Genomic DNA, 25418 nt, shown 5'->3' with positions numbered 1-25418 from the left:
GATGCCGGCGCTCGCAGCGACGAGACCGCGCGGCTCTGCCCCGGATCTACCCCGGATCGAGGCCGCGCCGCGCGCTCCCGCGCGCCGCCCGAGGAGACCGCAACGATGAAGATGACCTTTCGCTGGTACGGAGAGAACGATCCCGTCAAGCTGGAGTATATCCGCCAGATCCCGGGCCTCTACGGCATCGTCTCGGCGATCTACGACGTGCCGGTGGGCGAGGTGTGGCCGATCGAGAAGCTGGAGGCGCTCCGGGCGCGCATCGAGGGCGTCGGGCTGAAGTTCGACGTGGTGGAGAGCGTGCCGGTGCACGAGGACATCAAGCTCGGCAAGCCGGCGCGCGAGCGTCTGATCGACAACTTCTGCCAGAACATCCGCAACTGCGCGGCCGTCGGCGTGAAGGTGATCTGTTACAACTTCATGCCGGTCTTCGACTGGACGCGCACCGAGATGGCCAAGGAGCTCTCCGACGGCTCGCTGACCCTGGCCTTCGACGCCGGGGCCGTGGCGAGGATCGACCCCGAGCAGGGCATTGCGCTGCCCGGCTGGGACACCAGCTACAAGCCCGAGGAGCTCCGCGCCGTCCTCGGCGAGTACAAGAACGTCGATGAAGAGGCGCTGTGGGCGCACCTCGAGCACTTCCTCCGGCGCATCATCCCGGTCGCCGAGGAGGTCGGCGTCCGCATGGCCATGCACCCGGACGACCCGCCCCGGCCGATCTTCGGTCTGCCGCGCATCGTCAAGAACCGCGACGACCTGATGCGCCTCGTGAAGATCGTCGACTCCCCGGCGAACGGCATCACGCTGTGCTCCGGCTCGCTGGGCGCGGACCTGTGCAACAGCATCGTGTCGCTGGTGCACGAGTTCGGCGGCATGGGTCGCGTCCCGTTCGGGCACATGCGCAACGTGGCGGTCCAGGAGGACGGCACGTTCTTCGAGTCCGCCCACCTGTCCTGCGAGGGCTCGCTCGACATGGCCGCCATCGTGAAGGCGTATCACGACGTCGGCTTCGACGGCTATGTGCGCCCGGACCACGGCCGCATGATCTGGGGCGAGACCGGCAAGCCGGGTTATGGTCTGTACGACCGCGCGCTGGGCCTGGTCTACCTCAATGGCCTGTGGGAGGCGACGAGCAAGCTCTCGCGCGGGAGCGGCAGCAAGGGCGTCGGTCCAGCGTGAGCGGGCAGGGGAGGCCCGCGGATGCCGACCGAGCTCGCTCCTCGTCCTCGATCGCGACGAGCTGCTCGACCACCCTCGGCGCGCGTGCCGTCCTGTCACAGCGGCATCGGGCGCGTGCCAGTCGCGCCCCGACCCGGGTCGGCTCGACCCGCCGCGCTCCAGGGCTCAGGACGAGCCGCTCGCGCCGTCGAGCCTCTTCATGCCCCAGGCCAGATCCTCGCGCACCCAGCCCTTCCCGCCCTTTTCGTCGATGACCTGGAGCCAGCGCCCCTTGCGCTCGAGGACCTTGAACACCTCGCCGCGCTCGGCCTGGAACGCGACCTCCGCGGAGGTCGTCGGCGCCTCGCGGATGTTGCCCCGCGTCGCCTTGATCACGATCGTCTTGACCCGGGCCAGCAGCCGATCGGCCACCCACGCGAGATCGCCCTCGAAATCCTTGATCTTGCACCACCCGCCCTCGCGCTCCAGGACCTTGACAGGGTAGTACCGGGTCGCGGTGAACTCGACGGGCTCGCGCGTGGACGGGCCCGCGCGGAAGTTCGCGACCGGGACCTTGACGCTGAGCATCTCGGCCTGCGCCGCGCTCGGGAGCGCGACGACGAAGAAGAACAGAACTGGCACCATCGGCCGGATGTTCACGTTTGCCTCCTCTGTTGATGGTCATGCGGCCGCGACGGCCGTGGCGCGGAGCGATGCTGTCATGGGATCGAGCCCGGTCGCCGCGAGCGCCCGCGGTGATGCGCACCGGCGCGCCCGCGCCGGCCGGCCTCGTCCGAGGCGGCGGCGCGGCCGCGGCCGCTGTCGTGGGCAAGCGTCGCGCCATCGCGCGGCGTGGCTGTCCCGACGTCCGCCGTCGCCGCGGGCACGAGCGCGGCGCGGCCAGCGGCGCGGCCGATTCGCGTCGGCGGCGGATGGCACGGAGACGCGCAGCGCCTGGAAGACGTGAAGCGCTGGTCGATGGCTCGCGGAAGACCACCGTGCTACCGTCTGAGCGGAATGAACGCCCGCCTCTACCTCGAGTCGTGTTCGCGGCCTCGCCGCGGCGCGCGCGGCGCGTTCCTTCCCCTGCGCACCCGGCTGCTCTGTCCGAGGTCGCCCGCACGCTCGTAAGGGAGCGGTCTTTCGGCGCTTTTCGCCGGCCGCTCCCGGGATGAAGCGCGGGTGTCGTCGAGCACGCCCGCGTCCGGACGAGCTGGACGGGCGCGCCCGCCGGCCTGCTCGCCCCGCGCGGGCCGCCGGCCGCGGCCTGGCTCGAGTCGACAACACAAGGAGATCCTGCTCATGGCACCTCACACGAACCCCATCATCATCACCGAGTTCGACCGCCAGCGGCTCATGCGGTTGCTCGAAGCGCTCCGCGAACGGCCAGGCGCGGAATCCCCGAACCTGGAGGCGCTCGAGATCGAGCTCGAGCGCGCCGACGTCGTGAAGCCGCACGAGATCCCGCCGAACGTCATCACCATGAACTCCAGGGCCCAGCTCGTGGACCTCGACACGCAAGAGGAGCTCTGCGTGACCGTTGTGTTCCCCGGGGCCGCAGAGGTGAACAGCGGGCGAATCTCGGTGCTCGCGCCGATGGGGCTCGCGCTGCTCGGCTGCCGAGAAGCAGAAGAGGTGGAGTGGCCCACGCCGAGCCGAACGCGCCGCCTCCGGATCGATCGCGTCGTCTACCAGCCCGAGGCGTCCGGTCGCTTCGATCTCTGAGGCCGCTCCGAGCGCCGCACGATCCCCCGCGCCCGGGGCCGGCGCGAGCCCGCGGCGCTGGCCCCAGCACCTCGGCGAGCTCGACGCCCGGGTGCACGACCCCTGCGACAATTCGACTCCTCTGCGACATCGTGTCGCACCGTCTCGCGCGCGGCGCGTCCGCCGCGTCACCGCGCGCGCCCGCTGCCGGACCTCGCGCCCCCCGAGCTCGCTGGCATGTGGGTTGCGGGCGTCATGCGGAAGAGGTGCCATCGCCCATGCCGCAGCTCGACTCCTGGCTCGACGTCACATCCTGGCGGGACGTTCTCCGGCGCGCCGTCGCGTGGGTCATCCACGCCTTGCCCACCGCGCTGCTGCTCCTCTTCGTCACGCTCGTGCTGCTCAAGGGGCTCCACCTCCTGTGCAGGCGCGTCGAGGTGTCGTTGATGAGGCGCAGCCGCAGCGGCGACGTCAAATCGGTGCGCGAGATCGAGAAGCGCTCCGAGGCGCTGCTCGGCATCATCCGGACGACCGGGAGGGTCGTCATCGGGGTCGTGGTGGCGATGATCCTCCTCGTCCAGCTCGGGGTCGACATCGCGCCGCTCCTCGTGGCCGCCGGCATCGCCGGTCTGGCCATCGCCCTCGGCGCGCAGGAGCTCGTGCGCGACGTCATCTCCGGCTTCTTTCTGCTCCTCGAGAACCACCTTCGGCCCGGCGACGTGGTGATCGTCAACGGAACCTCGGGTGTCGTGGAGCACATCGGCCTCCGCACGGTCTCGCTGCGCGACGACGCCGGGGTGGTGCACGTCTTCCAGAACGGGAAGATCGACGCGCTCTCGAACACGACCAAGGAGTGGTCTGCCGTGATGTTCGACGTGGCCGTCGCCACCACGGAGGACGTCGACAGGGCGATGCGGGTGATGCGCGAGGTCGCGCGCGAGCTCCAGGAGGACAGGCGCTACAAGGCGAGCCTCCTCGAGCCGCTGGAGCTCGTCGGCGTGGAGTCGTTCGACGAGCGGGCGGTGGTCGTCCGCGCGCGGATCAAGACGCAGCCCGCCGAGCAGTGGCGGGTGGGCCGGGAGTACCGGAGGCGCCTCGCGAAGGCGTTCGGCGCGCACGGCATCGAGATGCCGCCCGTCGACCGGACGAGCCACGCGGCCCAGGCGAAGCCTCCGCCCAGGGCCGACGCGAGGGCGGCGAACGGCGCGGCGAGCGGCGAAAGCGGCGCGCGGCTCGAGGGAGCCGGCGCGCAGGGGTGACGCGCGCCGCGGCGCGCGGAAGATCCCCGGACGCCGCGGCGCGCAGGCCGAGGCGGCCGGCCGCGCGGTGTCTGCGCGTGAGCTGCGCCTGATTTGCAGCCGGGCGCCCTTCGACCTACCCTGCTCCGCCTTGGAAGGCGAGATCGTCGACCGCAAATACCGCCTTACCCGCTTGATCGGCGAGGGAGGGATGGGCTGCGTCTACGACGCGCGGCAGATCGACTCCGGCGAGCGGGTCGCGGTGAAGCTCATCAGCTCGCAGAAGCGCCGGGAGAGCGGCACCGCGCTCGGCCGCTTCCAGCGCGAGGCGCGCGCCGCGGCCGGCATCGAGACCCCGCACATCGTTCGCCTGCTCGACGCCGGGACGGATCCCGCGACCGGCTCGCCGTACCTCGTGATGGAGTACCTCCACGGAGAGGACTTCGGGCAGCTCTTGCACCGCCTCGGGCCGCTCCGGCCCGACGTGGCGTTGCGCATCGTCGTCCAGGCGTGCCTCGGCCTGCAAAAGGCCCACGAAGCCCGGGTGATCCACCGGGACATCAAGCCGGCGAACCTGTTCCTGGCGCGCTCCGACGACGGGGAGATCGTGGTCAAGCTCCTCGACTTCGGGATCGCGAAGATCAAGCCGTCGGAAGGCGGCGTGACGACCGGGCTGACCACGACCGGGAAGATGCTCGGATCGCCGCTCTTCATGGCGCCGGAGCAGATCGAGGACATCCGCACCGTCGATTACCGCACCGACATCTGGTCGCTCGGCGTCGTCCTGTACGCCGCGCTGGCGGGGAACGCGCCTCATCATCACATCGCCTCGATCGCGCGCCTCTTCGTCCTCCTGTGCACGGAGCCGGCCCCGCCCATCCAGGACGCCGCCCCGTGGGTCCCGCGCGAGATGGCCGCCGTGGTGCACCGCGCGCTGGAGCTGAAGATGGGCGATCGCTTCCAGAGCGCGGAGGAGATGCTCGCCGCGATGCTCCCGCTGCTGCCCGGCGGCCACGCGCTGCGGGAGGAGATGCTCGTGGCCGTCACGGACGAGGAGCGCGCCGTGCTGGCGCCGAGGCTCGACGTCGGCCCCGCGGCGCGCCGGGAGGGTAGCCTGGCGAACGCTGGCGAGGGCCGCCCGAGCGACTCGACGGCGGACGGCGGGCGCGGCCGCGCCGTGAGCGCGACGTCCGGCGCTCCGACGACGAGCGGCGCGGCGGGCGGCGCGTCGGCGGGCGGCGCCGCGGCGCGATCCCGGGCGCCGGCGGTCCTGCTCGCCCTCGGCGTCGCCGGCGCGATCGCGTATCTCGCGGCGCCGCGCGCGGCGGAGCCGGGCGCCGACGCCGCCGTGGCCGCCAGCGCGGCGGCCAGCGAGGCGGCGAGGGCAGCGCCTGCGGCGAGCGACGTCGCGGCGCCCAGCGCGTCGCCTGCGGCCAGCGCGTCGCCTGCGGCCAGCGCCGCGTCCGTGACGCCGCCCGAGGCGACCGATCCTGCGCCCGTCGCCCTCAGGCGGGTCGTCCTGGCCGTCGCGCCAGGCGACGCCGCCGTGGAGGTCGACGGGGCGCCCGCCGAGGTGCGCGGCGGGCTGGTCGAGATCTCCGGTGTGCTCGGCAGCAAGCACCGCGTGCGCCTCGTCCGCGCGGGGGCCGAGCGGGTGGAGGAGGTCGCCGTGACCGAGAACGGCGCGTCTCCGGCGCGGATCGCCCTCGATGTCCCGGCGGCCCGAGCGACCGGCGCGCCGCCCGGCAGACCGCAGCCGCCGCGCCGGCCGCCACCGGCGAAGGAGCCGTCGGCGGCGCCCAAGCCGCCGGCGGACCCGCTCGTCCCGAGCACGCTTCAGTAGCCGGCGTCGCCCCGAACCAGGTTGCGGGAAAGGGACAGGGTTCCTGTAAGCTGCGGGCGTCGCAGCCTCGATCATGCGAATCCGGATCTGTCCTCCCCGACGCGCCGCTGCGGCCGTCGCATTGCTCCTCGCCGCGTGGTCGGCGCCGCTCTTCGCGCAGGGCGCCGGACGCGCGCAGCCCACCGCCAGCAGGCCTTCGGCCGCGGCTCCCGCCACCAGCGGGCCCGCGGCCAGCGCGCCTTCTGCCGCCGCGGGCGCGCCTTCTGCCGCCGCCCCCGCCGCCGCCGCGAAGGCGGATGCCGAGGCCCGCTTCCAGCGCGGCCTGCGCATGTACAGGGCCGAGGCGTGGGAGGCCGCCGCGGCCGAGTTCCTCGAGTCGCGGCGGCTCTTCCCGACGTGGGGGGCCACCTCCAGCGCCGCGCGCTGCTTGCAGAAGCTCGGGCGCACCACCGAGGCGCTCGAGCTGTTCGAGTCGCTCCTTGCCGACTTCGACGACGTGCTCCCGGCCGACGCGAAGCAGGCGGCGCTCGCCGAGGTGGAGCAGCTGCGCGAGCTCGTCGGCGCGATCGCGATCGAGGGGGGCGCGCCCGGCGCGGTGGTGCTCGTCGACGGCGAGCGCCGCGCCGAGCTGCCGCTCCCGGCCCCGCTGCGCGTCGCGGCGGGCGCGCACGCGGTGCGCATCCAGAAGGACGGCTTCGAGCCGTTCGAGGCGCGCGTCGACGTCCTCGGCCGAACGACGGCGCGCGTCGCGGCGAGCCTCAAGGCGATCGAGACGCGCGGGCGCCTGCGCATCTCCGAGATCACGGGCAAGCAGCTCGGCGTCGCGCTCGACAGCGTGCGCGTGGGTACGACCCCCTGGGAGGGAAAGGTCGAGCCCGGCGCGCACGTGATCGTGCTGTTCGGCTCCGACGGCTTCGGGACGCCGCCGACCACGGTCTCCGTCAGGGCGGGCAAGGTCGTCGACGCGCCGCTCCGGGCGGTGAAGGCGCGCCCCATCCTCACCGCTGCCGACCCGGTCGAGCTCGACTACAAGAAGGGCGACCCCATCCCCCTCGGGTACCGCCTCGAGACGAACGCGCGCGGCGGGCTCATCTCCGCGGGAGCGACCATCCTCGGCGTGGCCTATACGCCGTTCTCGGTCTCGGGCACGCTCATCGGCTACCCGATCCTCGCCGTTCCGGTGGCCGGTCCGCTGATCCACGCGGCGCGGGTGGCGGACAGCGGGGACGAGGCGATCTTCGTGATCGACGGCGTCTTGCAGGCGGCGGGCCTCGCGATGATCGCGAGCGGCATCCTGGTCCGGAAGACGACGCTCGTGCGCGAGGACGTCGCGCGCTCCGGCCCGCGCCTCCTCGGCGCCTCGCCCGCCCGGCTCGGCCGCGACGGCCTCGGCGTCCAGGTGGTCGGCGGCTTCTAGCCTCGGCAGCTCCTAGCCTCGACGCGGACACGGCTGCCGATCGCCGGTGTCCGCCTCGAGACGACGCGCCGCTCGAAGCCGCGGCCCTTTGCCGCCTCGATCCGCCGCTTCCCGCGCGCTCAGCCGGGCGCGGGCGCTCCGTATCCGCCGCCCCCGGGCGTCTCGATCACGAACACGTCGCCGACCCCCATCTCGACCGACCCGATGTGCGGCAGCACCTCGGTCGAGCCGTCCGCGCGGACCACGAGGTTGCGCCCGGGCGCGCCCGCGCCCCCGCCGGCCAGGCCGAACGCGGCCGTCGAGCGCCCGTTCGACAGGATCGACGCCGTCATCGGCTCGAGGAAGCGCACGGCGCGCGTGCCGCCGTCCCCGCCCGGAAAGCGCCCGGCGCCCCCCGAGCCCGCGCGGATCTCGTAGCGGTCGATCCGCACCGGGAACCGGTGCTCGAGCACCTCGGGGTCGGTCAGGCGCGAGTTCGTCATGTGCGTCTGCACGACGCTCGTGCCCGGGAAGCCGCGCGCTCCGCCGGCGCCGAGCTCGATGCCCGCGCCCGAGCCGCCCGAGATCGTCTCGTAGTACTGGACCCTGTCGTTGCCGAACGTGAAGTTGTTCATGGTCGGCTGGCTGCTGGCCAGCACGCCGAGGGCGCCGTACAGCGCGTTGGTGACGCAGGTCGACACCTCCACGTTGCCGGCCACCACCGCGGCGGGCGGGCGCGGGCTCAGCATCGAGCCCTCGGCGACGATCACCTCGATGGGCTTCAGGCACCCGGCGTTCAGCGGGATGTCGTCGTCCACGAGCGTGCGGAAGACGTAGAGCACGGCGGCCATGGTCACCGCGCGGGGCGCGTTGAAGTTGTTGTCCATCTGCGCCGACGTGCCGGTGAAGTCCACCACCGCCGAGCGGCGCGCGCGGTCGATCCGGACGGACACCGCGATCGTCGCGCCGTTGTCGAGCGGCAGCGTGAAGCGCCCGTCGCGGAGCAGCGCCGGGTCGAGCCGCGCGATCGCGAGGCGCACGCTCTCCTCGGCGTTGTCCTGCACGTGCTTCATGTAGGCGTGCACGGTCTCCAGCCCGAACTGGGCCACCATCGCCGAGAGCTCCTGCGCGCCCTTCTCGTTCGCCGCGATCTGCGCGCGCAGGTCGGCCAGGTTCTGCTGCGGATTGCGCGCCGGATACGGGCCGCCGCCCAGCGCCGCGAGGATCTCGGCCTCGCGGAGCCGCCCGGCCTCGACCAGCATCACGTTGTCGAGCAGGACGCCCTCCTCCTCGATCGTCCTGGAGAACGGCGGCATGGACCCCGGGGTGATGCCGCCGATGTCGGCGTGATGCCCGCGCGAGGCCACGTAGAACAGCGCGCGGGCGCCCTGGTCGTCCCAGACCGGCGTGACCACCGTCACGTCGGGCAGGTGGGTGCCGCCGTGGTAGGGGTCGTTCAGCACGTAGACGTCCCCCGGCTTCATCCCGGGGTTTCGCGCGATCACGGTCCGGATCGACTCGCCCATCGAGCCGAGGTGCACCGGCATGTGCGGCGCGTTCGCGATCAGGTTGCCCTCCGCGTCGAACAGCGCGCAGGAGAAATCGAGCCGCTCCTTGATGTTGACCGAGTGGGCGGTGTTCTGCAGGCGCAGCCCCATCTGCTCGGCGATGTTCATGAAGAGGTTGTTGAACACCTCCAGCATCACCGGGTCGACCTCGGTGCCCACCGCGCGGCGCTCGGGGCGCGGCGCCACCCGGGTGAGCGTCATGTGGCCGAGCGCGGTGATCTCGGCCTGCCAGCCGGGCTCGACGACCGTCGTGGCGTTGGCCTCGGCGACGATGGCGGGGCCGTCGATGACCGCGCCCCGCCCGAGCCGCTCGCGCCGGTACAGCGCCGCGTCGCGGAAGGCGCCCTCCGCGAACATGCGCGCGCGCGCGTCGGCCTCGGGGCGGTGCGGGCGCGCCTCGGCGGGCCGCTCCTCCGCGGCGTCGCCCGGCCCGATCGCCTCCACCGACACGCTCTCCAGGACCAGCGCCTTGTCGGGCATCAGGAAGGCGAACCGCTTGCGGTAGGCCGCCTCGAAGGCGGCGCGGATCGCCTCCGCGCTGCCGTACGGCACGACGAGGGCGGTGTCGGTGCCGTCGTAGCGCACGTGCGCGCGCCGGATCAGCCGCGCGCGCTCCGGCGAGAACCCTTGCCCCGCGAGCTCGGCCTCGGCGTCGCGGCCGATGCGCGCGAGGGCCTCGTCCGCCGCGGCCAGGCCGGCCTCGTCGAGGCGCCGCTCCACCGCGGCCTCGCGCATCGCGCTCTGGTCGGAGAGGCCCATGCCGTAGGCGGACAGGACGCCCGCGAGCGGGTGCACGAAGACGCGGCGCATGCCGAGGGCGTCGGCCACCGCGCAGGCGTGCTGGCCGCCGGCGCCGCCGAAGCACTGGAGGGTGTACTGCGTGACGTCGTAGCCGCGCGCCACCGAGATCTTCTTCACCGCGTTCGCCATGTTCGCGACGGCGATCTGCTGGAAGCCCTCGGCCAGCTGCTCCGGCGTGATCGGGCGCGACGTCTCGCGGCGCACCTCCTCGGCCATGGCCTGGAAGCGCCGCTCGACGACCTCGCGGTCGAGCGGCTCGTCGGCGCCGGGCCCGAACACGCGCGGGAAGAAGTCGGGCTGGATCTTGCCGAGCATCACGTTGGCGTCGGTGATGGCCAGCGGCCCGCCGCGGCGGTAGCACGCCGGGCCCGGGTTCGCGCCGGCCGACTCCGGGCCCACGCGCAGCCGCGCGCCGTCGAACGTGAGGAGCGAGCCGCCGCCCGCGGCCACGGTGTGGATGCTCATCATCGGCGCGCGCATGCGCACGCCGGCCACCTGCGTCTCGAAGGCGCGCTCGAGCTCGCCCGCGTAGTGCGACACGTCGGTCGAGGTGCCGCCCATGTCGAAGCCGATGACCTTCTCGTGCCCGCCCGCGAGCGCGGTGCGCACCATGCCGACGATGCCGCCGGCCGGCCCGCTCAGGATCGCGTCCTTGCCCTGGAACCTGTGGGCGAGCGTCAGCCCGCCGCTCGACTGCATGAAGTAGAGCGGCACGCCCGGCATCTGGCGCTCGACCTGCTCGACGTAGCGGCGCAGGATGGGCGAGAGGTACGCGTCGACGACCGTCGTGTCGCCGCGCGAGACGAGCTTCATGAGCGGGCTGACCTCGTGCGAGGCGGAGACCTGGGTGAAGCCGATCTCGCGCGCGATCTCGGCCGCCCGCCGCTCGTGCGCCGTGAAGCGGTAGCCGTGCATGAAGACGACGGCGCAGGCGCGGATGCCGGCCTCGAACGCCTCCTCCAGCGCGCGGCGCAGCGCCGCGCCGTCGAGCGGCTCGACCACCTCGCCCCGCGCGTCCACGCGCTCGCGCGCCTCGATCACGCGCTCGTAGAGCAGGTCGTGCAGCGCGATGTGGCGATCGAACAGGCGGGGGCGGTTCTGGTACCCGATGCGCAGGGCGTCGCGGAAGCCGCGCGTGGTCACGAGCGCGGTGCGGTCGCCCTTGCGCTCGAGCAGCGCGTTGGTGGCCACCGTGGTGCCCATCTTCACGCACGCGACCTCGGCGGGGGTGATGGCCCGCCCGGGCGGGAGGCCGAGCAGGCGGCGGACGCCCTCGACCGCCGCGTCGGCGTACTGCTCGGGGTTCTCCGACAGCAGCTTGGCGGTCGTGAGCGAGCCGTCGGGCCGCCTGGCCACGACGTCCGTGAACGTCCCGCCGCGGTCGATCCAGAACTGCCATTGGCTCGAGGTCGACGTCATGGATTCCACTCCTTGCCAGAGCACGGATCACGTTGGAACAAGCGAGGAATGAACCGCCGAGGCGCAAAGGACGCCAAGATTCGATCCTCTTCTTGGCGTCCTTTGCGCCTCGGCGGTTCGGAGCTCTGCGCTTTGGGGCTCACAGCGCGGCGGCGGCGCGGGCCGCCTGGTCGTACACGCCGGAGAGCCTGCGCAGGAGCCGCGCGAGCTCGCCGATCTGCCGGTTCTGCGCCTCGTCGGGCTCGAGCGTGCCGATGAGGAAGGCCTCGCGGTGCTCGGCGTAGCGCCTCACGTGCTCGCGGCCCTGCGCGGACGTCGCATAGGTCACGTCCTTGCCCCTGCGGCTGACCTCGACCACGCCGAGGGCCTGCAGCTTCTTCAGCGAGTAGCTGATGACGTGGGTGTCCTCGTTCATCACGAAGCAGATGTCCGACAGCCGCTTGTCGCGCTCGCGGTGGTTCACGTGGTGCAGCACGCGCACGTCGAGCGGCGTCAGGTCCGGCAGCCCGGCGGCGGTCATGCAGTGGACCATCCAGCGCGAGAACGCGCTGTTCGCGACGATCAGGCCGAACTCGAGCTCGCTCAGCTCCGGGCTGCGCGGCGAGACGAGGTGCGCCGACGACACGATGTGCGGCGCGGCGGCCTGGCCCTCCGTGGGCCCGGCGCCCGGGCGACCGCGCGCCTCGCTGCTCGGACGACCCGCCTGTTCCGGGCCGTTCGCCGGGCCCTTCGATGCGGCGCTGCGGCGCTTCGCGGTGCGCCCTCGGGGGTTCTCCATGGCGTGAGGATGGATCTGGATGGCGACATTTTACCAACAAAATATTAACATTTTCACATGTTATTGAATTTGTTCATGATCCAGCCCCTGCGCGTCGCCCGTGCGCCATGCTCCCGCGCGACGCAGGCGTGCCTGGGGGCGCGCCGGCCCCCTGCGGATGGCCAGGCGAGGCCTGAATTACGGAGAGGCGCCTCGATGGATGCGCAAAAACCCATCTCCAAAAAGGGTGTCAGCGGCGTGCCCATGAGGCATGGTGTCGCCCGACCGATGCAGACCAACGCGCATGATGCGCTGTTCAAAGCCGCTTTTTCGCAGGTCGAGCACGCGGCGGGAGAGCTTCGGCAAGCGCTGCCGCCCGAGCTTGTCGTCGCGGATCAACTTCGCGGATCTGCGGCTGTGTCCTGGCAGCTTCGTGGATGAGGCGCTGAAGGAGCGGCAGAGCGATCTCCTCTTTTCGGCCTCGATGGGCGAAGCCCGCGTGCTCCTGTATCTCCTGTTCGAGCACCAGAGCACGGTGGAGCCGCTGATGGCGTTCCGCCTGCTCCGCTACATGGTGCGGATCTGGGAGCACCACCTTGCCGAGCACCCGGGGTCGAAGCGCCTGCCGGCGATCGTGCCGGTCGTGCTGCACCACAGCGAGAGGGGCTGGGCCTCGGGGACGTCGTTCGAGGAGCTGCTCGACCTCGACGAGGGCGCGCGGGCCGCGGTGGGCGAGCATGTGCCGCGGTTCCGGTTCGTGCTGGACGACCTCAGCCAGGAGGCGGACGAGGCGCTGAAGGCGCGGTCGATGAGCGCGTTCTCGCGCCTGGTCCTCTGGTGCCTGCGGCACGCGCGGGAGCCGGAGGAGCTGCTTGCGCAGCTGGCGAAGTGGCTCGACCTGATGAATGACGTGCGGCGCGCGCCCAACGGGGTGGAGGCGCTGCGGACGATATGGCGGTACATTCTGGCGACGAACGAGCGCAACGATGCGGACGAGGTCCTGCAGCGGCTCCTGGCCGCGGCAGGAGAATCCTGGAAGGAGGAGATCGTGTCGGCAGCCGATCAGCTGGTGGAGCGCGGAAGGCAGGAGGGGCTGCGGGAGGGCCTGCAACAGGGGCGCCGGCACATGTTGCTGAGGCAGCTCGGCGCGCGGTTCGGCGCCCTGCCCGACGCCGCCGTCGCCCGGGTCAACGCCGCCGACATCGGGGAGCTCGATCGGTGGTCCGAGCGCGTGCTCACCGCGCCCACGCTCGCCGACGTGCTGAGCGAGCCCTGAGGGCGTGTTCTGCCGCCGAGCACCCGGCCGGACCGCCTGATCACGGCCCGCCCGCGTGCACCGCATCCGGAACCGGCGCCCAGCGCTGTACAACCGTTCGCGCGGCGTGGTAAACGCCTGAGCAGGTCTCAGCGCGAGAGAGCCTGCTCGAATGGCCAGCCAGAAACCCTTTCCGCACGTCACCGCCGCCCGCGCGGCGGGGCTGGCCGCGCTCCTCGGCGCGACGGATCCCGCCGCGGCGGACGAGCGCGCGGGGATCGCGGAGCGGCACTTCGAGCGGGCGCGGCGGGCGCGCGCCGCGCGACGCCAGGCGCCCGCGACGCCCGACGCCGGCGCCCCTTCGCCGCCGGGCGGCGCGCCAGCCGCGGAGCGCGCGCGGGAGTACCTGCACGCGGCGCCGACGCGCTCGCCGGTGCTGAACGCCTTCCTGAACGAGCTCGGCGCCGAGCGCGAGGCGCTCGTGCCGGCGAACGTCCACGTCTTCGACGAGCACACGCTCGCGCCGAGGCTCGTCGAGATCGCCCGCCAGCGCGTGGTCTCCATGCTGCTCGCCGTGGGCCGGACCGACGTCGCCCTGACGCTCGCCCAGATGCCGCGGATCGCCAACGAGCGCGCCGCGCGGCTCTTCATGCGGCAGGCGGTCCACGTGGGCGGCGACCTCGGGGCGATCACGCGCGACTACGCGCGGCACTACCGGCGCTCCGGGGCCCCGGAGCGCGACGACCAGCGCGCCGCCTGCATCATGGCCACGTTCGCCGGGCGCCTGAGCGCCATGGCGGCGAAGCTCCTCGGCCCCCACGTGCGCGCCGAGCTGCGGGCGGCGCTGGAGCAGCTCACGTCGCAGGGCGGCGCCCCCGCACGGCGCGCGCGGGCGAGCGAGCTCCGGGCCCCGCAGGGCGCCGGGCGATCCGCCGCCCCGAAGGCGGCGCTCGGCGCAGGCGCGACGACGCGGCCGAGGGGCAAGTAGGCGGCTCGCCCTCTCCTCGGCCGGATCCTGTTGCGAGGGGCCCGTTCGTTTGCTTCGTTGGGTGCGAGGCGCCCCGGAGCACAGGCTCCCGAGGCGTCGGAGACGTCATCCCAGCGAGAGGCCGAGGCTCATGAGTTCGCTCGCAGAAGGCAGTGTCATCGCTGGAAGATACCGCCTCGAGCGGATGCTCGCGCGGGGCGGCATGGGGGCGATCTGGGTGGCCCGGCACGTCCAGCTCGACGCCGCGGTGGCGATCAAGCTCATGGCGCCCGAGTACGCCGCCTCGTCGACCGCGCGGGCGCGCTTCGAGCGCGAGGCGAGGGCGGCGGCGCAGCTCAAGATCCCGAACGTCGTCCACGTGCACGATTACGGGATCGAGGGCGAAACGCCGTTTCTCGTGATGGAGCTCCTCGAAGGAGAGGACCTCGAGACGCGGCTCGCGCGCGAGGGGCGCCTCTCGCTTTCGGCCACGCTGAGCGTCGTCGCGCAGGTGTGCAAGGCCCTGCGCCGCGCGCACGAGACGGGGATCATCCACCGCGATCTCAAGCCGGCGAACCTGTTCCTCGCGCGCCAGGACGACGAGGAGACCGTGAAGGTCCTCGACTTCGGGATCGCCAAGGCCCAGGGCACGCTGCTCGCCGGCAAGGAGACGAAGACGGGCACGCTCGTCGGCTCGCCCTACTACATGAGCCCGGAGCAGGTGCGCCGGAGCAAGACCCTCGACTGGCGCAGCGATCTCTGGTCGGTCGGGGTGATCGCCTATCGCTGCGTCACCGGCAGGCTCCCGTTCCCGGGCGAGGAGATCGGCGAGGTGTTCGTGGCCATCTGCACGGAGGACGTGCCCCTCGCGTCCAGCCTCGCGCCGGAGCTCGGGCCCGAGGTGGACCGGTTCTTCTCGCGCGCGTTCATGCGCGAGCCCGAGCGCCGGTTCCAGAGCGCGAGCGAGCTCGCCGAGGCGTTCAGCGCAGCGGCCGCCTCGCCCGGGGCGGAGCCCGGAGCCCCACGGCCGCTGGCGCCCGCGGGGGGCGCATCTCCGCCGCTCGACCTCCGCGCCGGCGCTCCGGAAGCGAGCCCAGGTGCGATGGGGGTGAGTCCAGGCGCGATGGGGGTGAGTCCAGGCGCGATAGGGGTGAGCGCAGGCGCGATAGGGGTGAGCGCAGGCGCGATAGGGGTGAGCGCAGGCGCGATAGGGGTGAGCCCAGGCGCGATGGGGGCGAGCCCAGGCGCGATGGACTCGGACGGCGCGTTCCGGTCCACGCTGCCGGCCGCCCCAGGGGCCCTCCCGCGGGGCGCGCCGGGCAGCGGCGCCGACCAGGGCGGCGCACCGGCCTTCCAGGAGACCGCCAGCACGCTGGCGCCGTCCGGAAGCATCCTCGTCGCGCCGCCAGGGAGCGGCCGCCGCGGCTGGATCCCGCTCGCCTTCGGCGCGAGCGTGCTCGCGCTCGGGCTCGTCACCTACGCCGTCCTCCGCGCCACCGCGCCGAGCGACGCGCCGGCGTCGCGGCTCGACCCGGCGGGCTCGCCTGCTTCCGCAGCTGCGCAGCCCGCGACAGCGCTCTCCGCGACAGGGCCCTCCGCGACGGAGCCCTCCGCGACGGAGCCCTCACCGCCGGCCTCTCCCGCCGCCTCCGCCGCGGCGAGCGCGCCTTCCACCCCCACCGCGGCGAGCGCGCCTTCCACCCCCGCCGCGGCGACCAGCGCCTCCGCACCCGCGCCGCCTTCACCGGCCCCCCGGAGAGGCACCCCGCGGCCCGCCAGGCCAAGGAGCGCTCCCGACGATCCCACCGATCACATGTGATCTCCTCCCAGGGGCTCCTCACGCGCTGCTTCGACCGGCGCCCGCTCCGCCCGCCCGCCGGCCGCGCAGCGCGGGGCCCAGGCGCTCGCGCACGAGGTCGACGAACACCCTGACCTTCGGCGACAGGTGCCGCGTGCCGGGATAGACGACGTGGAGCGGCACGTCGGCCGGGCTCCATTCGTCGAGCACGCGTGAGAGGCGCCCCTCGCGCACGTCCAGCTCGCACCGCATGGCCGGCAGCACCCCGATGCCGACGCCCGCGAGCACGATCCGGTGCAGCACCTCGAGGTTGTTCGCCGTCGCCCGCGGCGTCACGCGCACCTCCTCGCGCCGCGCGCCGCGGTGGAGCACCCACCGCGCGCCGGGCGGCTCCCCCGCGCGCGCCCCCGCGGACACGAGGACGTCGTGCCCCGCGAGGTCCGCCGGCGCGCGCGGGGCGCCGCGCCGCGCGAGGTACGCGGGCGCCGCCACGAGGTAGCGCGGGAGCGCCCCGAGGCGGCGCGCGACGAGCGACGTGTCGCTGGGCGCGCCGAACCGCAGCGCCACGTCGAACCCCTCGGCGACGAGATCGACCACGCGATCGGTGCAGACCACCTCCACGCTCGCCTCGGGGTGATCGCGCAGGTACTCGGCGACCACGCCGCCGATCCACCCGAAGTGCAGCGGCGCCGTGATCCGCAGGAGCCCGCGCGGCCCGTCCTGCATCTGCGTCACCGTCCGATCCGCCTCGTCGAGATCGGCGACGATGCGCGCGCAGCGCTCGTAGTACGCCGCGCCGACGTCCGTGACGCTGAGCTTGCGCGTGGTCCGCCGCAGCAGCTGCGCGCCGAGCCGCGCCTCGAGCTCGGACACCTTCCGGCTCACCGTCGACTTCGGCATCCCGAGCTCGCGCGCAGCCCGCGTGAAGCTGCCCGCCTGGACCACCCGGGTGAAGACAGCGATCTCGTTGAGGTCGGGCAGCATCGATTGTCCCATGGTTGGAACTATTTTTCCTACAGGTCCACACTAATCAAGCCCATGGAACATTCGTAGGTTCCCTCCAGAACGGGTGGCTCGGCCCGGTCGAGCGCGCGATGCGGCGGATCGGCCGCGATTCACGGCTCGATCCGAGGAGCCCACCTGGAAGGAGACACGCATGTACTTGGTCACGGGTGCCACCGGGAACGTCGGCAAGGAGCTCGTCGAGGAGCTCCTCGCCGCGGGCGAGAAGGTCCGGGTCTTCACGCGCGACGAGCGCAAAGTGGCCCACTGGGGGGCCAGGGTCGACAAGGCCGTGGGCGACCTCGCGCGACAGGACACGATCGCGCCGGCGCTCCAGGGCGTGAGGGCGGCGTTCCTGCTGCCGGTCGCGGAGGCCGACGGCATCGATCACGTCCGAGGCTTCCTCGCGGCGGCGCAGGCGAGCGGCGCGCCCCGCGTCGTCCTCCTGTCGAGCATCAGCGCCGGCGCGCCGGAGGTCGAGCTCGCCCGCCGCCACGCCGAGAGGGAGCACCTCGTCAGGTCGTCCGGGCTCCGCTGGACCTTCGTCCGCCCCGGCACGTTCATGTCGAACACCTTCCAGTGGGCCCGGTCGATCCGGGCCGAGCGCGCGGTCTACAACCCGCACGGGGACGGCAAGACCGCGCCCATCGCGCCGCGCGACATCGCCGCGGTCGCCGCGCGCGCGATGACCACGGAAGAGCTCCTGGGACAGGCGCTGGAGGTGACGGGCCCCGAGCTCCTCAGCACGCCGGAGCAGGTGGAGATCCTCGCGCGCGTCCTCGGCACGCCGCTCCGGCGGGTGGACGTCCCGGTCGACGCCGCCCGACGGAGGATGATCGAGGCCGGGGCGCCCCCGTCGCTCGCCATGGCCGTCGGCGAGCTCATCGAGCGCATCCGCGCGGGCAAGGGCGCCATGCAGACCGACACCGTCGAGCGCGTGACGGGGCGCAAGCCGAGGACCTTCGAGGCCTGGGCGCGCGATCACGCGCGGGCGTGGACCGGGGGCTGACGCGGGCGCGCGCGCGCCGGGCTCACCCGGTCGGGTGGGTGTTCTTGTAGAGACGCAGGCTGTTGCGGATCGCCATCGTCACGGTCATGGGGCCGACGCGCGGCACGAACACGCTCGCCTTGGTCTGGATATCGTCGCTGAAGTTCTTGAAGGTGGAGAAATTGATGCAGAGGCTGCCCTCGCGGATCTCGGCGGCCTGCACGTGGGGGAAGCTCCGCGACGGCACGCCGGTCACCACGATGTCCGCTTGCCGCAGCGCGCTTGCCCGGTCCACCGTCGTCTCGTGCACCTCGTGCGTGTCGCCGGACGAGCTCGGGACGAAGAGCAGGGGACCGTCGATGTCGAACGACGTCACGTGCGCTCCGTCGTGCGCCATCATGCTCGCGAGCGGCCTCCCGACGACCTCGCTGCGGTTGAAGATGCACACGCTCCTGCCCTCGAGCGGCCGCTCGCCCTGACCGAAGAAGCCGGCCGCCTCCATCAGCTTGAGGATCGCCAGCGGCGTGCAGGGAAGGATCGCCTTCTGCGTCTTCGCCTCATCCAGGAAACGCTGGTTCCCGTACAGGCAACGTGCCCAGAACGTGTGGAGCCCCTCGATGTCCTTGGACGGATCGACGCTGTCCCGCATATAGACGTCCTGCTCCGTGCCGAAGATCGGGTAATAGACCATGATCCCGTGCACGCCCGCGTCCTCGTTCGCCGAGCGGATGGCGGACTCCGCGCTGAGCCGCGTGGCGTGGCGGATCTCGAAGCGCACCCCCACGTCCTCGCACGCCTTGCGCGTGTACTCGGCATACGTGTACGAGGGCCCGTGATCCGCCGCGAGCACACCGACCAGGAACAGCGGCTCAGGCAGGGCGGCGAGCTCCGCCCGGATCTCGCGACGGAACGTCTCGGCCACCGCGCTCGGATCGAGAACCCTGGCCGCGCCCGTGTCCCGGCTCGGCGGCTTGTCGTGTGGACCCATCGGGGGGCGGAGACGAGCACGCGCCAGCATCGATGTCAAGGCCGCGGGCGGCCGGCCCCCGCGGCGCGAGCTCGACTCGGACGCTCCATGGCATGCAGTCCCGCGCCGCCCTCGATCGCGCGAGTGCGGGCGCACCGGAGGGCGCGGAGGAGGACGCGCCGAGACCGGAGCTCCGGTCGAGAGGAGCTCAGGTGAGCGGCCGGCGCGCGCGCTCAGCGGGAGGGGCGCTGCCGCTCCGCGCCCGCGGCCGCCCCCGCGTCGACGGGCTCTGCGGCGCGGCGGTCGGCGGCCTCGCCGGGGCCGCTCGCGCCGGGGATGTTGAGGACCATTCCGCCCTTGTCGCGCAGCTCATCGACGAAATCCGCGCCGAACACCTCCTCGGGCGTGTCTCCGTCGAGGCCGCCCATGCCCGAGAGCCCCTCGAGGTCCGCGAGGTTCCCGTCGCGGCGCCTGGGCGCGGGGCGCGACCGCAGGACGTCGTCCCGGGTCACGGTCAGCGCCACGACGTCCTCGCGCATCACCTCGATCCACGACGCGGGGAAGTCGGCCTCTGCGCCCGCAGGGCCGCGCACGTGGAGCCGCGAGATGTCATTGCCGGGGTCGTTCGCGCCGATGCCCACGAGCTGCACCTCGGCCTCATCGGCGGTCATCACCCGCGTCTCGGGGCCGAGCTCGACCGTATCGTCGGTGACCCCCAGCGCCTCTTCCAGCGCCTGCCTCTGCTCGGGCGGCTGCGGGACGAGCGAGGTGTCGACCCGGCCCGGCGGCTGCGCCGTCGTCCGCCCCTCGTAGTACCGGGGCAGCGAGAGGAGCTCGTCTCGCCCTCGCCGCAGGCGGAGCTGGCCCCCCGCCGTGCCCTGCACGAGATCCATCGACACCAGGAGCTCTTCGCTCGAGAGCGGCGAACGGAGCACCACATGGGTCAACACGCCCCGTTCCCGGTCGACCAGGACCCGGTCGAGCACGCCCGCATCGAGGCCGCCTTCCGCGATCACGGGCATATCGAAGTCGATCTGCATGGTTCCTCCTAGCGAAGCGCCTCTTGCTCGAACGAGAGCCTTGGACGGCCCGACGCCGATGTCCAGGGGAGCGCCGGCGAGCCTCCGCCCCGGCGCCGGAACATCGCCGGCGCGCGCCGTCTGCCTCGCGCATCGCCGCGCCGATCGCGCGCGCCGCTGAGCGGGCGGCCCCATCCCATGGGCCGGGCTTGCGGGATGTCACGATAGGGGCGAGTGGGAACTCGCGATCTCGATACGCGAGGTGGCCAAAGACCAGCTGTTCTGCGCATGGCCATCGGCCGCGGCTGCGCCGCCACCCTCGATGAGGCGCGAGGCGCTTCACGGCGGCCGCGCCTTCCGACCGGCGCCACGTGCCGGCGCGACGCGCCGCCGTCGCCCCCGCGAGCGCGGGGCCGCCTCCACGAGCGCAGCGCCGGAGGCCTCCCGTGATCCGGATCCGGGGCACAAGGTGGCACAGCCCCCGGGACGACCCGCGTCTATTCCCGCGGAATTGCTGCTTCGATAACCTGGTACATCCCATGCAACCTACGCGCCGGCCGCTGGGGTGTGCCAGCGCCGTTCGGGAGGACTGGATTCATGCGCGCACGCTTCGATGCATTTCGCCGACGCTGGAGCTCACCCCACCTGCTGGCCGCGCTGGCGCTGGCGCTCGCGGGCGCGGGCTCGGGGGCGGCTTGCTCCTCCGATGAGCCGGTAGAGCCGCCCTTCGGCCGCCCCGATCAGCCGCGGAACGGTATGATCGAGGTCGACGAGGCGAAGCTGCGGGGCGTGATCGAGGAGGGCGACCTGCGCCTCCAGATCCCGGTGCGCAACCTGACCGCCGGGGCGACGCGCGGCCACCTGCGCGTGACGCTCGTCGACCTCGGCGCGGACAAGGAACAAGGCACGACCGAGGTCGACGTGGACATCTCGAGCTCGGCCGTGGCGACCGCGGAGGCTCGCCTGCCGGCGCCGGCCGTGAGCGCGCAGCCGGGGCTCGCGCGCTACCTCGTCCGCATCGACGACGGGTCGGAGGAGGGGCTGCTCGTGACGCGGAGCCTGCTGCGCGTCATCCCGCCCTACGACGTGCAGCTCGAGGGGCCGGCGCGCGTGGTGCGCGGGCGCGCGGCGAGCTACCGCGTGCGCGCGACGGACGCCTTCGACCACCGGCCCGTGCCGAGCGTGGAGGTCGAGCTCGCCGTAGGCGAGGGGGCCGCGGCGCGGGAGCTCCGCGGGACGACCGACGCGCTCGGCGCCGCGGTGTTCGAGGTCGAGCCCGGCGAGATCGGCGATCTCCCCGTCTCCGCGCGGGCGCTCGGCTTCGGCGTGAGCGCGGTCGTCGACGAGCGCGTCACCGTCGAGGGCCCCGGCCCGAAGCTGCTCCTCACCACCGACAAGCCGCTCTACAAGCCCGGCCAGACGATCCACCTCCGCGCGCTCGCGCTCGAGCGGGGGAACAACGCGCCGCTCGCCCGCGAGCGGGTCACGTTCGAGGTGGAGGACGGCAAGGGCAACAAGATCTTCAAGAAGCCGATCGAGACCGACGCCTTCGGCGTGGCCGCCACGACGTTCCAGATCGGCTCCATCGTGAACGTCGGCGAGTTCAAGGTGCGCCTCGTGAGCGGCGAGACCACGACGGAGAAGACCGTCACCGTGGGGCAGTACGCGCTGCCGAAGTTCGAGGTCGCCGTGAAGACCGACCGGCCCTGGTACAGCGCGGGCGACACGCTGACCGGCACCATCGACGCGCGCTACTTCTTCGGAAAGGACGTCGCCGGTGGCAGCGTGACCATCGAGGCGGCGTCGCTGGACGTCGGCCAGACGACGTTCCAGCGCATCATGGGCACGCTCGACGCCCAGGGGCACTACGGGTTCAGCCTGACGCTGCCGCAGCACCTCGCGGGCCTGCCGCTGGAGCAGGGCGACGCGGCGGTGACGCTCACCATCACGGTCGCCGACACGGCAGGGCAGGAGGTCACCAAGGCGATCCCGGTGAAGGTCGCCGCGGACGTGGCCTCGCTCGTGCTCGTGCCCGAGGCGCGCGAGCTCGTCCCGGGGGTCCCGAACACCCTGCTGCTCTTCGTCACCGATCCGCTCGGCGAACCCATCCCCGAGATCGATGCGGTCATCACGGCGCCGGACGGCGCGCGGCTCACCGCGCGCACCGACGCCTTCGGCCAGGCCGCGGTGAGCTTCACCCCGCCGGTCGGCGCGGCGGACGGCGAGTTCTCGGTCCGAGCGACGGTGGGCGAACGGGCGGTGCAGCAGAAGTTCTCGTTCGCCGCCCAGGCGGGCGGCGAACACCTGATCGTGCGCACCGATCGCGCCGTGTACGAGGCCGGCGAGACGATCGAGGTCGCCATCGAGTCGAGCGAGGCGACCGGCAGCGTCTATGTCGACTGGCTGAACGACGGCCAGGCGGTCGATATGCGCTCTCTCGAGCTCGAGGGCGGGCGCGCCCGCTTCAGCATGCCAGTCGACGCCAGCCTGCTCGGCAATAACCGGGTCGAGGCGTACCTGGTCGACGACGACGGCAACCTGGTCCGCTCGGGCCGCACCGTCTTCGCGCGGGGCGACTCGGCGCTGAACATCAAGATCGACGCCGACAAGCCCCTGTACGCGCCGGGAGAGACGGCGACGCTGCGGCTCTCGGTCAAGGACGACGCCGGCAACCCGAAGGTCGCGGCGGTCGGCGTGCAGGTCGTCGATCAGGCCGTCTTCGCGCTGGTCGACGCGCAGCCCGGGCTGCTCCGCACCTATTTCGAGCTGGAGGACGAGTTCGCGAAGCCGAGCTACCAGATCCGCGGCCCCTCGGCGAACCTCCAGAACCTCCTGTTCAGCGCGACCGCGAGCGAGGATCCCGCGCAGGCCGAGGCCGCGCAGCGCACGACCCAGGCGTCGCTCGCCGCGCTCGCCGGCACGTCGGTGACCGGCCTCCAGGCGCGCACCTGGCCGGCCGTGCTGACGAAGGTGAAGGCCGAGCTCGAGCCGTTCTACGAGCGCCAGCGGGGCGCGCTCCGGCCCGTGCTCGCCGAGGCCGCGGCGGGCGCCGTGCAGGACCTCCGGGCGCTCGGCTGCGACCCCAGCCAGTACTACTGCGACGGGCAGGGCGAGTACGCCACGGTGCTCGCGGGCCGGACGGCCGAGCGCCTCCGCGCCTTCGACGTGTGGGGCAACGCGTACCGGGTGAGCTCCAGCTGGAGCGGGCTCACGGTGCTCTCGTCGGGGCCCGACGAGGTCGCGCAGAGCGCGGACGACGCGACGATCGCGTTCGAGTTCGCCGATCTCGGGGTGAACGTGCCCGCGCCGCCGCCGTGGCCCGAGGCCGCAGAGGGCGACGGCGACTGGGCCAACGGGGGAGGCAGCACCGGAGCGGGCGGCGTCGTCGGGGACCCCGGCGGCGGCGGCGAGAGCGGGCCGCGCGTCCGGCGCGAGTTCCCGGAGACCCTGTACGTCAACCCGAGCGTGATCACGAGATCCGACGGCACGGCGACCCTGAGCATCCCGCTCGCGGACAGCATCACCGAGTGGCGGCTGTCCGCGCTCGCGAACTCGGCCGACGGCAAGCTCGGCGGCGTGCAGAGCGGCTTCAAGGTGTTCCAGGACTTCTTCGTCGACGTGAGCTTCCCGGCCACGCTCACGCGCGGCGATGAGGTCGAGTTCCCGATCGCCGTCTACAACTACCTCGAGACGCCGCAGACGGTCGATCTCAGCCTCCAGCCGGGGAGCTGGTATACCGCGCTCGGCGCGACCACCGCGCAGGTGTCGCTCGCGCCGGGCGAGGTGCGCGGCGTCCGGTTCCCCGTGCGCGTGGACACGGTGGGCGTCAACGCGCTCACGGTCACGGCGCGGGGCACCGAGGGCGCCGACGCCGTGGCGCGCACCGTGCGCGTGGTCCCGGACGGCAAGCCGTTCGCCGAGAGCAAGTCCGGGATGGTCGAGGCGGGCAGCGTCACCCACGCGCTGTCGTTCCCCGAGGGCGCGGTCGCCGGCTCGAACCAGCTCTATCTCGAGATCTACCCCGCGTTCCTGTCGCAGGTCGTGAGCGGCATGGACAGCATGCTCCAGGTGCCGTCGGGCTGCTTCGAGCAGACCACCTCGACCACATGGCCCAACGTGCTCGTGACGCAGTACATGAAGCAGACGGGCCAGATCACCCCGGAGATCCAGATGAAGGCCGAGTCGCTGATCTCGGCGGGCTACCAGCGCCTGCTCACCTTCGAGCACGCCGGCGGCGGGTTCTCGTGGTTCGGCGAGCAGGACGGGCACCCGTACCTGTCGGTCACCGCGTTCGGCGTCATGGAGTTCGCCGACATGATCAAGGTGCACGCCGTGGACGAGGCGATGCTCGCCCGCACCGTGGCCTGGCTCGCCGGCCAGCAGAAGGCGGACGGCACGTGGGAGGGCGATCAGACCGAGTTCTTCAGCTTCCACACGGGCACGCTCCGCAACAGCGCCTTCGTGCTCTGGGCGCTCGCGAGCGCGGGGTACCAGGGACCCGCGATCGCGCGGGGGCTCGAGTTCCTGGGCACGTCGTTGCAGCCGGCGACCGACGACCTGTACACGCTCGCCATCGCGGCCAACGCGCTCGCCGTGGCCGCCCCCTCCGGCGCGCTGACCGACCGGGTGCTCGACGCCCTCGACGAGCGCAAGACGGCCGAGGGCGGCGCGATCTTCTGGGACGACGGCGGCACGCAGACCGCGTTCTATGAGGTCGGGAACGACGCCAAGGTCACGACCACCGCGCTCGCGGCGCACGCGCTGCTCTCCGCGGACGCGCACCGGTCGAGCGCCGACGGCGGCGTGAAGTTCCTGACCGAGTCGAAGGACGCGAATGGCAACTTCGGCTCCACCCAGGCGACGATCTGGAGCCTGCGGACGCTGCTCCTCGCCGCGAGCAAGGGGAGCGAGGGCGCCGTGGGGTCGCTGAGCGTCGCGGTCGACGGCGAGGCGGTGAGCACGGTCGCCCTGCGCGAGGACCAGGCCGACGTCATGACCACGGTCGATCTCACGCACCTCGCGACCACCGGCGCGCACGACGTCACGCTCGCGTTCGAGGGGGAGGGGAAGCTCAGCTACAACCTCGTGAGCCGCCACCACCTGCCCTGGAGCGCGGTCCCGAGCGACGGGGGAGGGCCGCTCTCGGTCAGCGTGAGCTACGACAAGACCGCGCTGTACGTGAACGACATCGTGACCGCGTCGGTGGACGTCCGGAACACGACGAGCTCGGCGCAGAGCATGGTCCTCGTGACGGTCGGGCTCCCGCCGGGCTTCCAGGTCCTGACCGAGGATCTCCAGCAATACATCGCCGCGGGCCAGCTCTCGAGGTTCGAGATCACGGGCAAGCAGCTGATCCTGTACGTGAAGGAGATCCCCGCGGGCGGCGCGGCGAGCTTCGATTACCGGCTGCAGGCGACCATGCCTGTCCGGGCGGAGGACGGCGGCGCCGAGGTGCACCCGTATTACCAGCCGGAGCAGCAGAGCTTCGCCGGAGCGCAGGTGCTGGAGGTGAGGGGGGAGTGAGCGGCTGAGCGGGCG

At 72.8% G+C, this 25418-nt stretch carries 17 protein-coding genes; 11 read left to right on the top strand and 6 right to left on the bottom strand.

From position 1 onward, the window contains the following. Nucleotides 1-105 precede the first annotated feature (105 nt). Nucleotides 106-1179 (top strand): mannonate dehydratase, encoded by a 1074-nt coding sequence (gene uxuA / locus NQZ70_RS25260; protein WP_207217940.1) that lies wholly within the window; start codon nt 106-108, stop codon nt 1177-1179. Nucleotides 1180-1344: 165 nt separating this feature from the next. Here uxuA and NQZ70_RS25255 read toward each other — a convergent pair whose 3' ends face one another. After that, on the bottom strand, nt 1345-1818 hold the full coding sequence (locus NQZ70_RS25255) for an SH3 domain-containing protein (protein ID WP_129576478.1): 474 nt from the start codon (nt 1816-1818) through the stop codon (nt 1345-1347). A gap of 642 nt (nt 1819-2460) precedes the next feature. Between NQZ70_RS25255 and rnk the strand changes: the two genes are divergently transcribed. The 4 genes from rnk (at nt 2461) to NQZ70_RS25235 (ending at nt 7360) form a co-directional block, all read left to right on the top strand. Next, nucleotides 2461-2883, top strand: coding sequence for a nucleoside diphosphate kinase regulator (gene rnk, locus NQZ70_RS25250; protein ID WP_129576477.1), 423 nt, complete (start codon nt 2461-2463; stop codon nt 2881-2883). Between the two features lie 257 nt (nt 2884-3140). After that, a complete protein-coding gene (locus NQZ70_RS25245; RefSeq protein ID WP_129576476.1) occupies nt 3141-4121 on the top strand; it encodes a mechanosensitive ion channel family protein in 981 nt (326 codons plus the stop codon). 130 nt (nt 4122-4251) lie between these two features. Further along, nucleotides 4252-5943, top strand: coding sequence for a serine/threonine-protein kinase (locus tag NQZ70_RS25240; RefSeq protein WP_129576475.1), 1692 nt, complete (start codon nt 4252-4254; stop codon nt 5941-5943). Nucleotides 5944-6016: 73 nt separating this feature from the next. Then, nucleotides 6017-7360 carry a PEGA domain-containing protein gene (locus NQZ70_RS25235; RefSeq protein ID WP_129576474.1) on the top strand — a complete coding sequence of 448 codons (1344 nt, stop codon included), beginning with the start codon at nt 6017-6019 and terminating at the stop codon, nt 7358-7360. Between the two features lie 119 nt (nt 7361-7479). Here NQZ70_RS25235 and NQZ70_RS25230 read toward each other — a convergent pair whose 3' ends face one another. Together NQZ70_RS25230 and NQZ70_RS25225 are read right to left on the bottom strand one after the other, a co-directional pair. Next, entirely contained in the window at nt 7480-11127 is a 3648-nt protein-coding gene (locus NQZ70_RS25230) for a hydantoinase B/oxoprolinase family protein (RefSeq protein WP_129576473.1), read from the bottom strand. A 139-nt stretch (nt 11128-11266) separates the two neighbouring features. After that, nucleotides 11267-11905: a winged helix DNA-binding protein gene (locus NQZ70_RS25225; protein WP_129576472.1), complete on the bottom strand. Its 639-nt coding sequence runs from the start codon at nt 11903-11905 to the stop codon at nt 11267-11269. A 195-nt stretch (nt 11906-12100) separates the two neighbouring features. Between NQZ70_RS25225 and NQZ70_RS53145 the strand changes: the two genes are divergently transcribed. From NQZ70_RS53145 to NQZ70_RS25210, 4 genes are all read left to right on the top strand, one after another. After that, a complete protein-coding gene (locus tag NQZ70_RS53145) occupies nt 12101-12325 on the top strand; it encodes a hypothetical protein (protein WP_324293074.1) in 225 nt (74 codons plus the stop codon). Further along, nucleotides 12267-13160 carry an Rpn family recombination-promoting nuclease/putative transposase gene (locus tag NQZ70_RS25220; protein WP_324293064.1) on the top strand — a complete coding sequence of 298 codons (894 nt, stop codon included), beginning with the start codon at nt 12267-12269 and terminating at the stop codon, nt 13158-13160. The genes NQZ70_RS53145 and NQZ70_RS25220 overlap by 59 nt, the downstream gene beginning before the upstream one ends. A 151-nt stretch (nt 13161-13311) precedes the next feature. Next, nucleotides 13312-14127: a hypothetical protein gene (locus NQZ70_RS25215; protein WP_129576471.1), complete on the top strand. Its 816-nt coding sequence runs from the start codon at nt 13312-13314 to the stop codon at nt 14125-14127. 130 nt (nt 14128-14257) lie between these two features. Beyond that, on the top strand, nt 14258-15925 hold the full coding sequence (locus tag NQZ70_RS25210) for a serine/threonine-protein kinase (RefSeq protein ID WP_129576470.1): 1668 nt from the start codon (nt 14258-14260) through the stop codon (nt 15923-15925). An 18-nt stretch (nt 15926-15943) separates the two neighbouring features. Here the strand turns inward: NQZ70_RS25210 and NQZ70_RS25205 are convergent, their stop codons facing one another. Continuing rightward, nucleotides 15944-16900 (bottom strand): LysR family transcriptional regulator, encoded by a 957-nt coding sequence (locus NQZ70_RS25205; RefSeq protein WP_129576469.1) that lies wholly within the window; start codon nt 16898-16900, stop codon nt 15944-15946. A gap of 160 nt (nt 16901-17060) precedes the next feature. Here NQZ70_RS25205 and NQZ70_RS25200 point away from each other — a divergent pair, with 160 nt between their 5' ends. After that, entirely contained in the window at nt 17061-17915 is an 855-nt protein-coding gene (locus NQZ70_RS25200; RefSeq protein ID WP_129576468.1) for an SDR family oxidoreductase, read from the top strand. Between the two features lie 22 nt (nt 17916-17937). Here NQZ70_RS25200 and NQZ70_RS25195 read toward each other — a convergent pair whose 3' ends face one another. Then, on the bottom strand, nt 17938-18882 hold the full coding sequence (locus NQZ70_RS25195; RefSeq protein ID WP_129576467.1) for a bifunctional methylenetetrahydrofolate dehydrogenase/methenyltetrahydrofolate cyclohydrolase: 945 nt from the start codon (nt 18880-18882) through the stop codon (nt 17938-17940). Nucleotides 18883-19094: 212 nt separating this feature from the next. Next, on the bottom strand, nt 19095-19901 hold the full coding sequence (locus NQZ70_RS25190) for a hypothetical protein (RefSeq protein ID WP_129576466.1): 807 nt from the start codon (nt 19899-19901) through the stop codon (nt 19095-19097). A 576-nt stretch (nt 19902-20477) separates the two neighbouring features. Here NQZ70_RS25190 and NQZ70_RS25185 point away from each other — a divergent pair. Beyond that, a complete protein-coding gene (locus NQZ70_RS25185) occupies nt 20478-25403 on the top strand; it encodes an MG2 domain-containing protein (protein WP_129576465.1) in 4926 nt (1641 codons plus the stop codon). Nucleotides 25404-25418: the final 15 nt, after the last annotated feature.

The organism is Sorangium sp. So ce836 (assembly GCF_028553905.1).
In the GTDB taxonomy this organism is placed as follows: Bacteria; Myxococcota_A; Polyangia; order Polyangiales; family Polyangiaceae; genus Sorangium; species Sorangium cellulosum_D.
The sequence above is the reverse complement of the archived record's forward strand: the minus strand, read 5'-3'. Positions and strand labels throughout refer to the sequence as shown.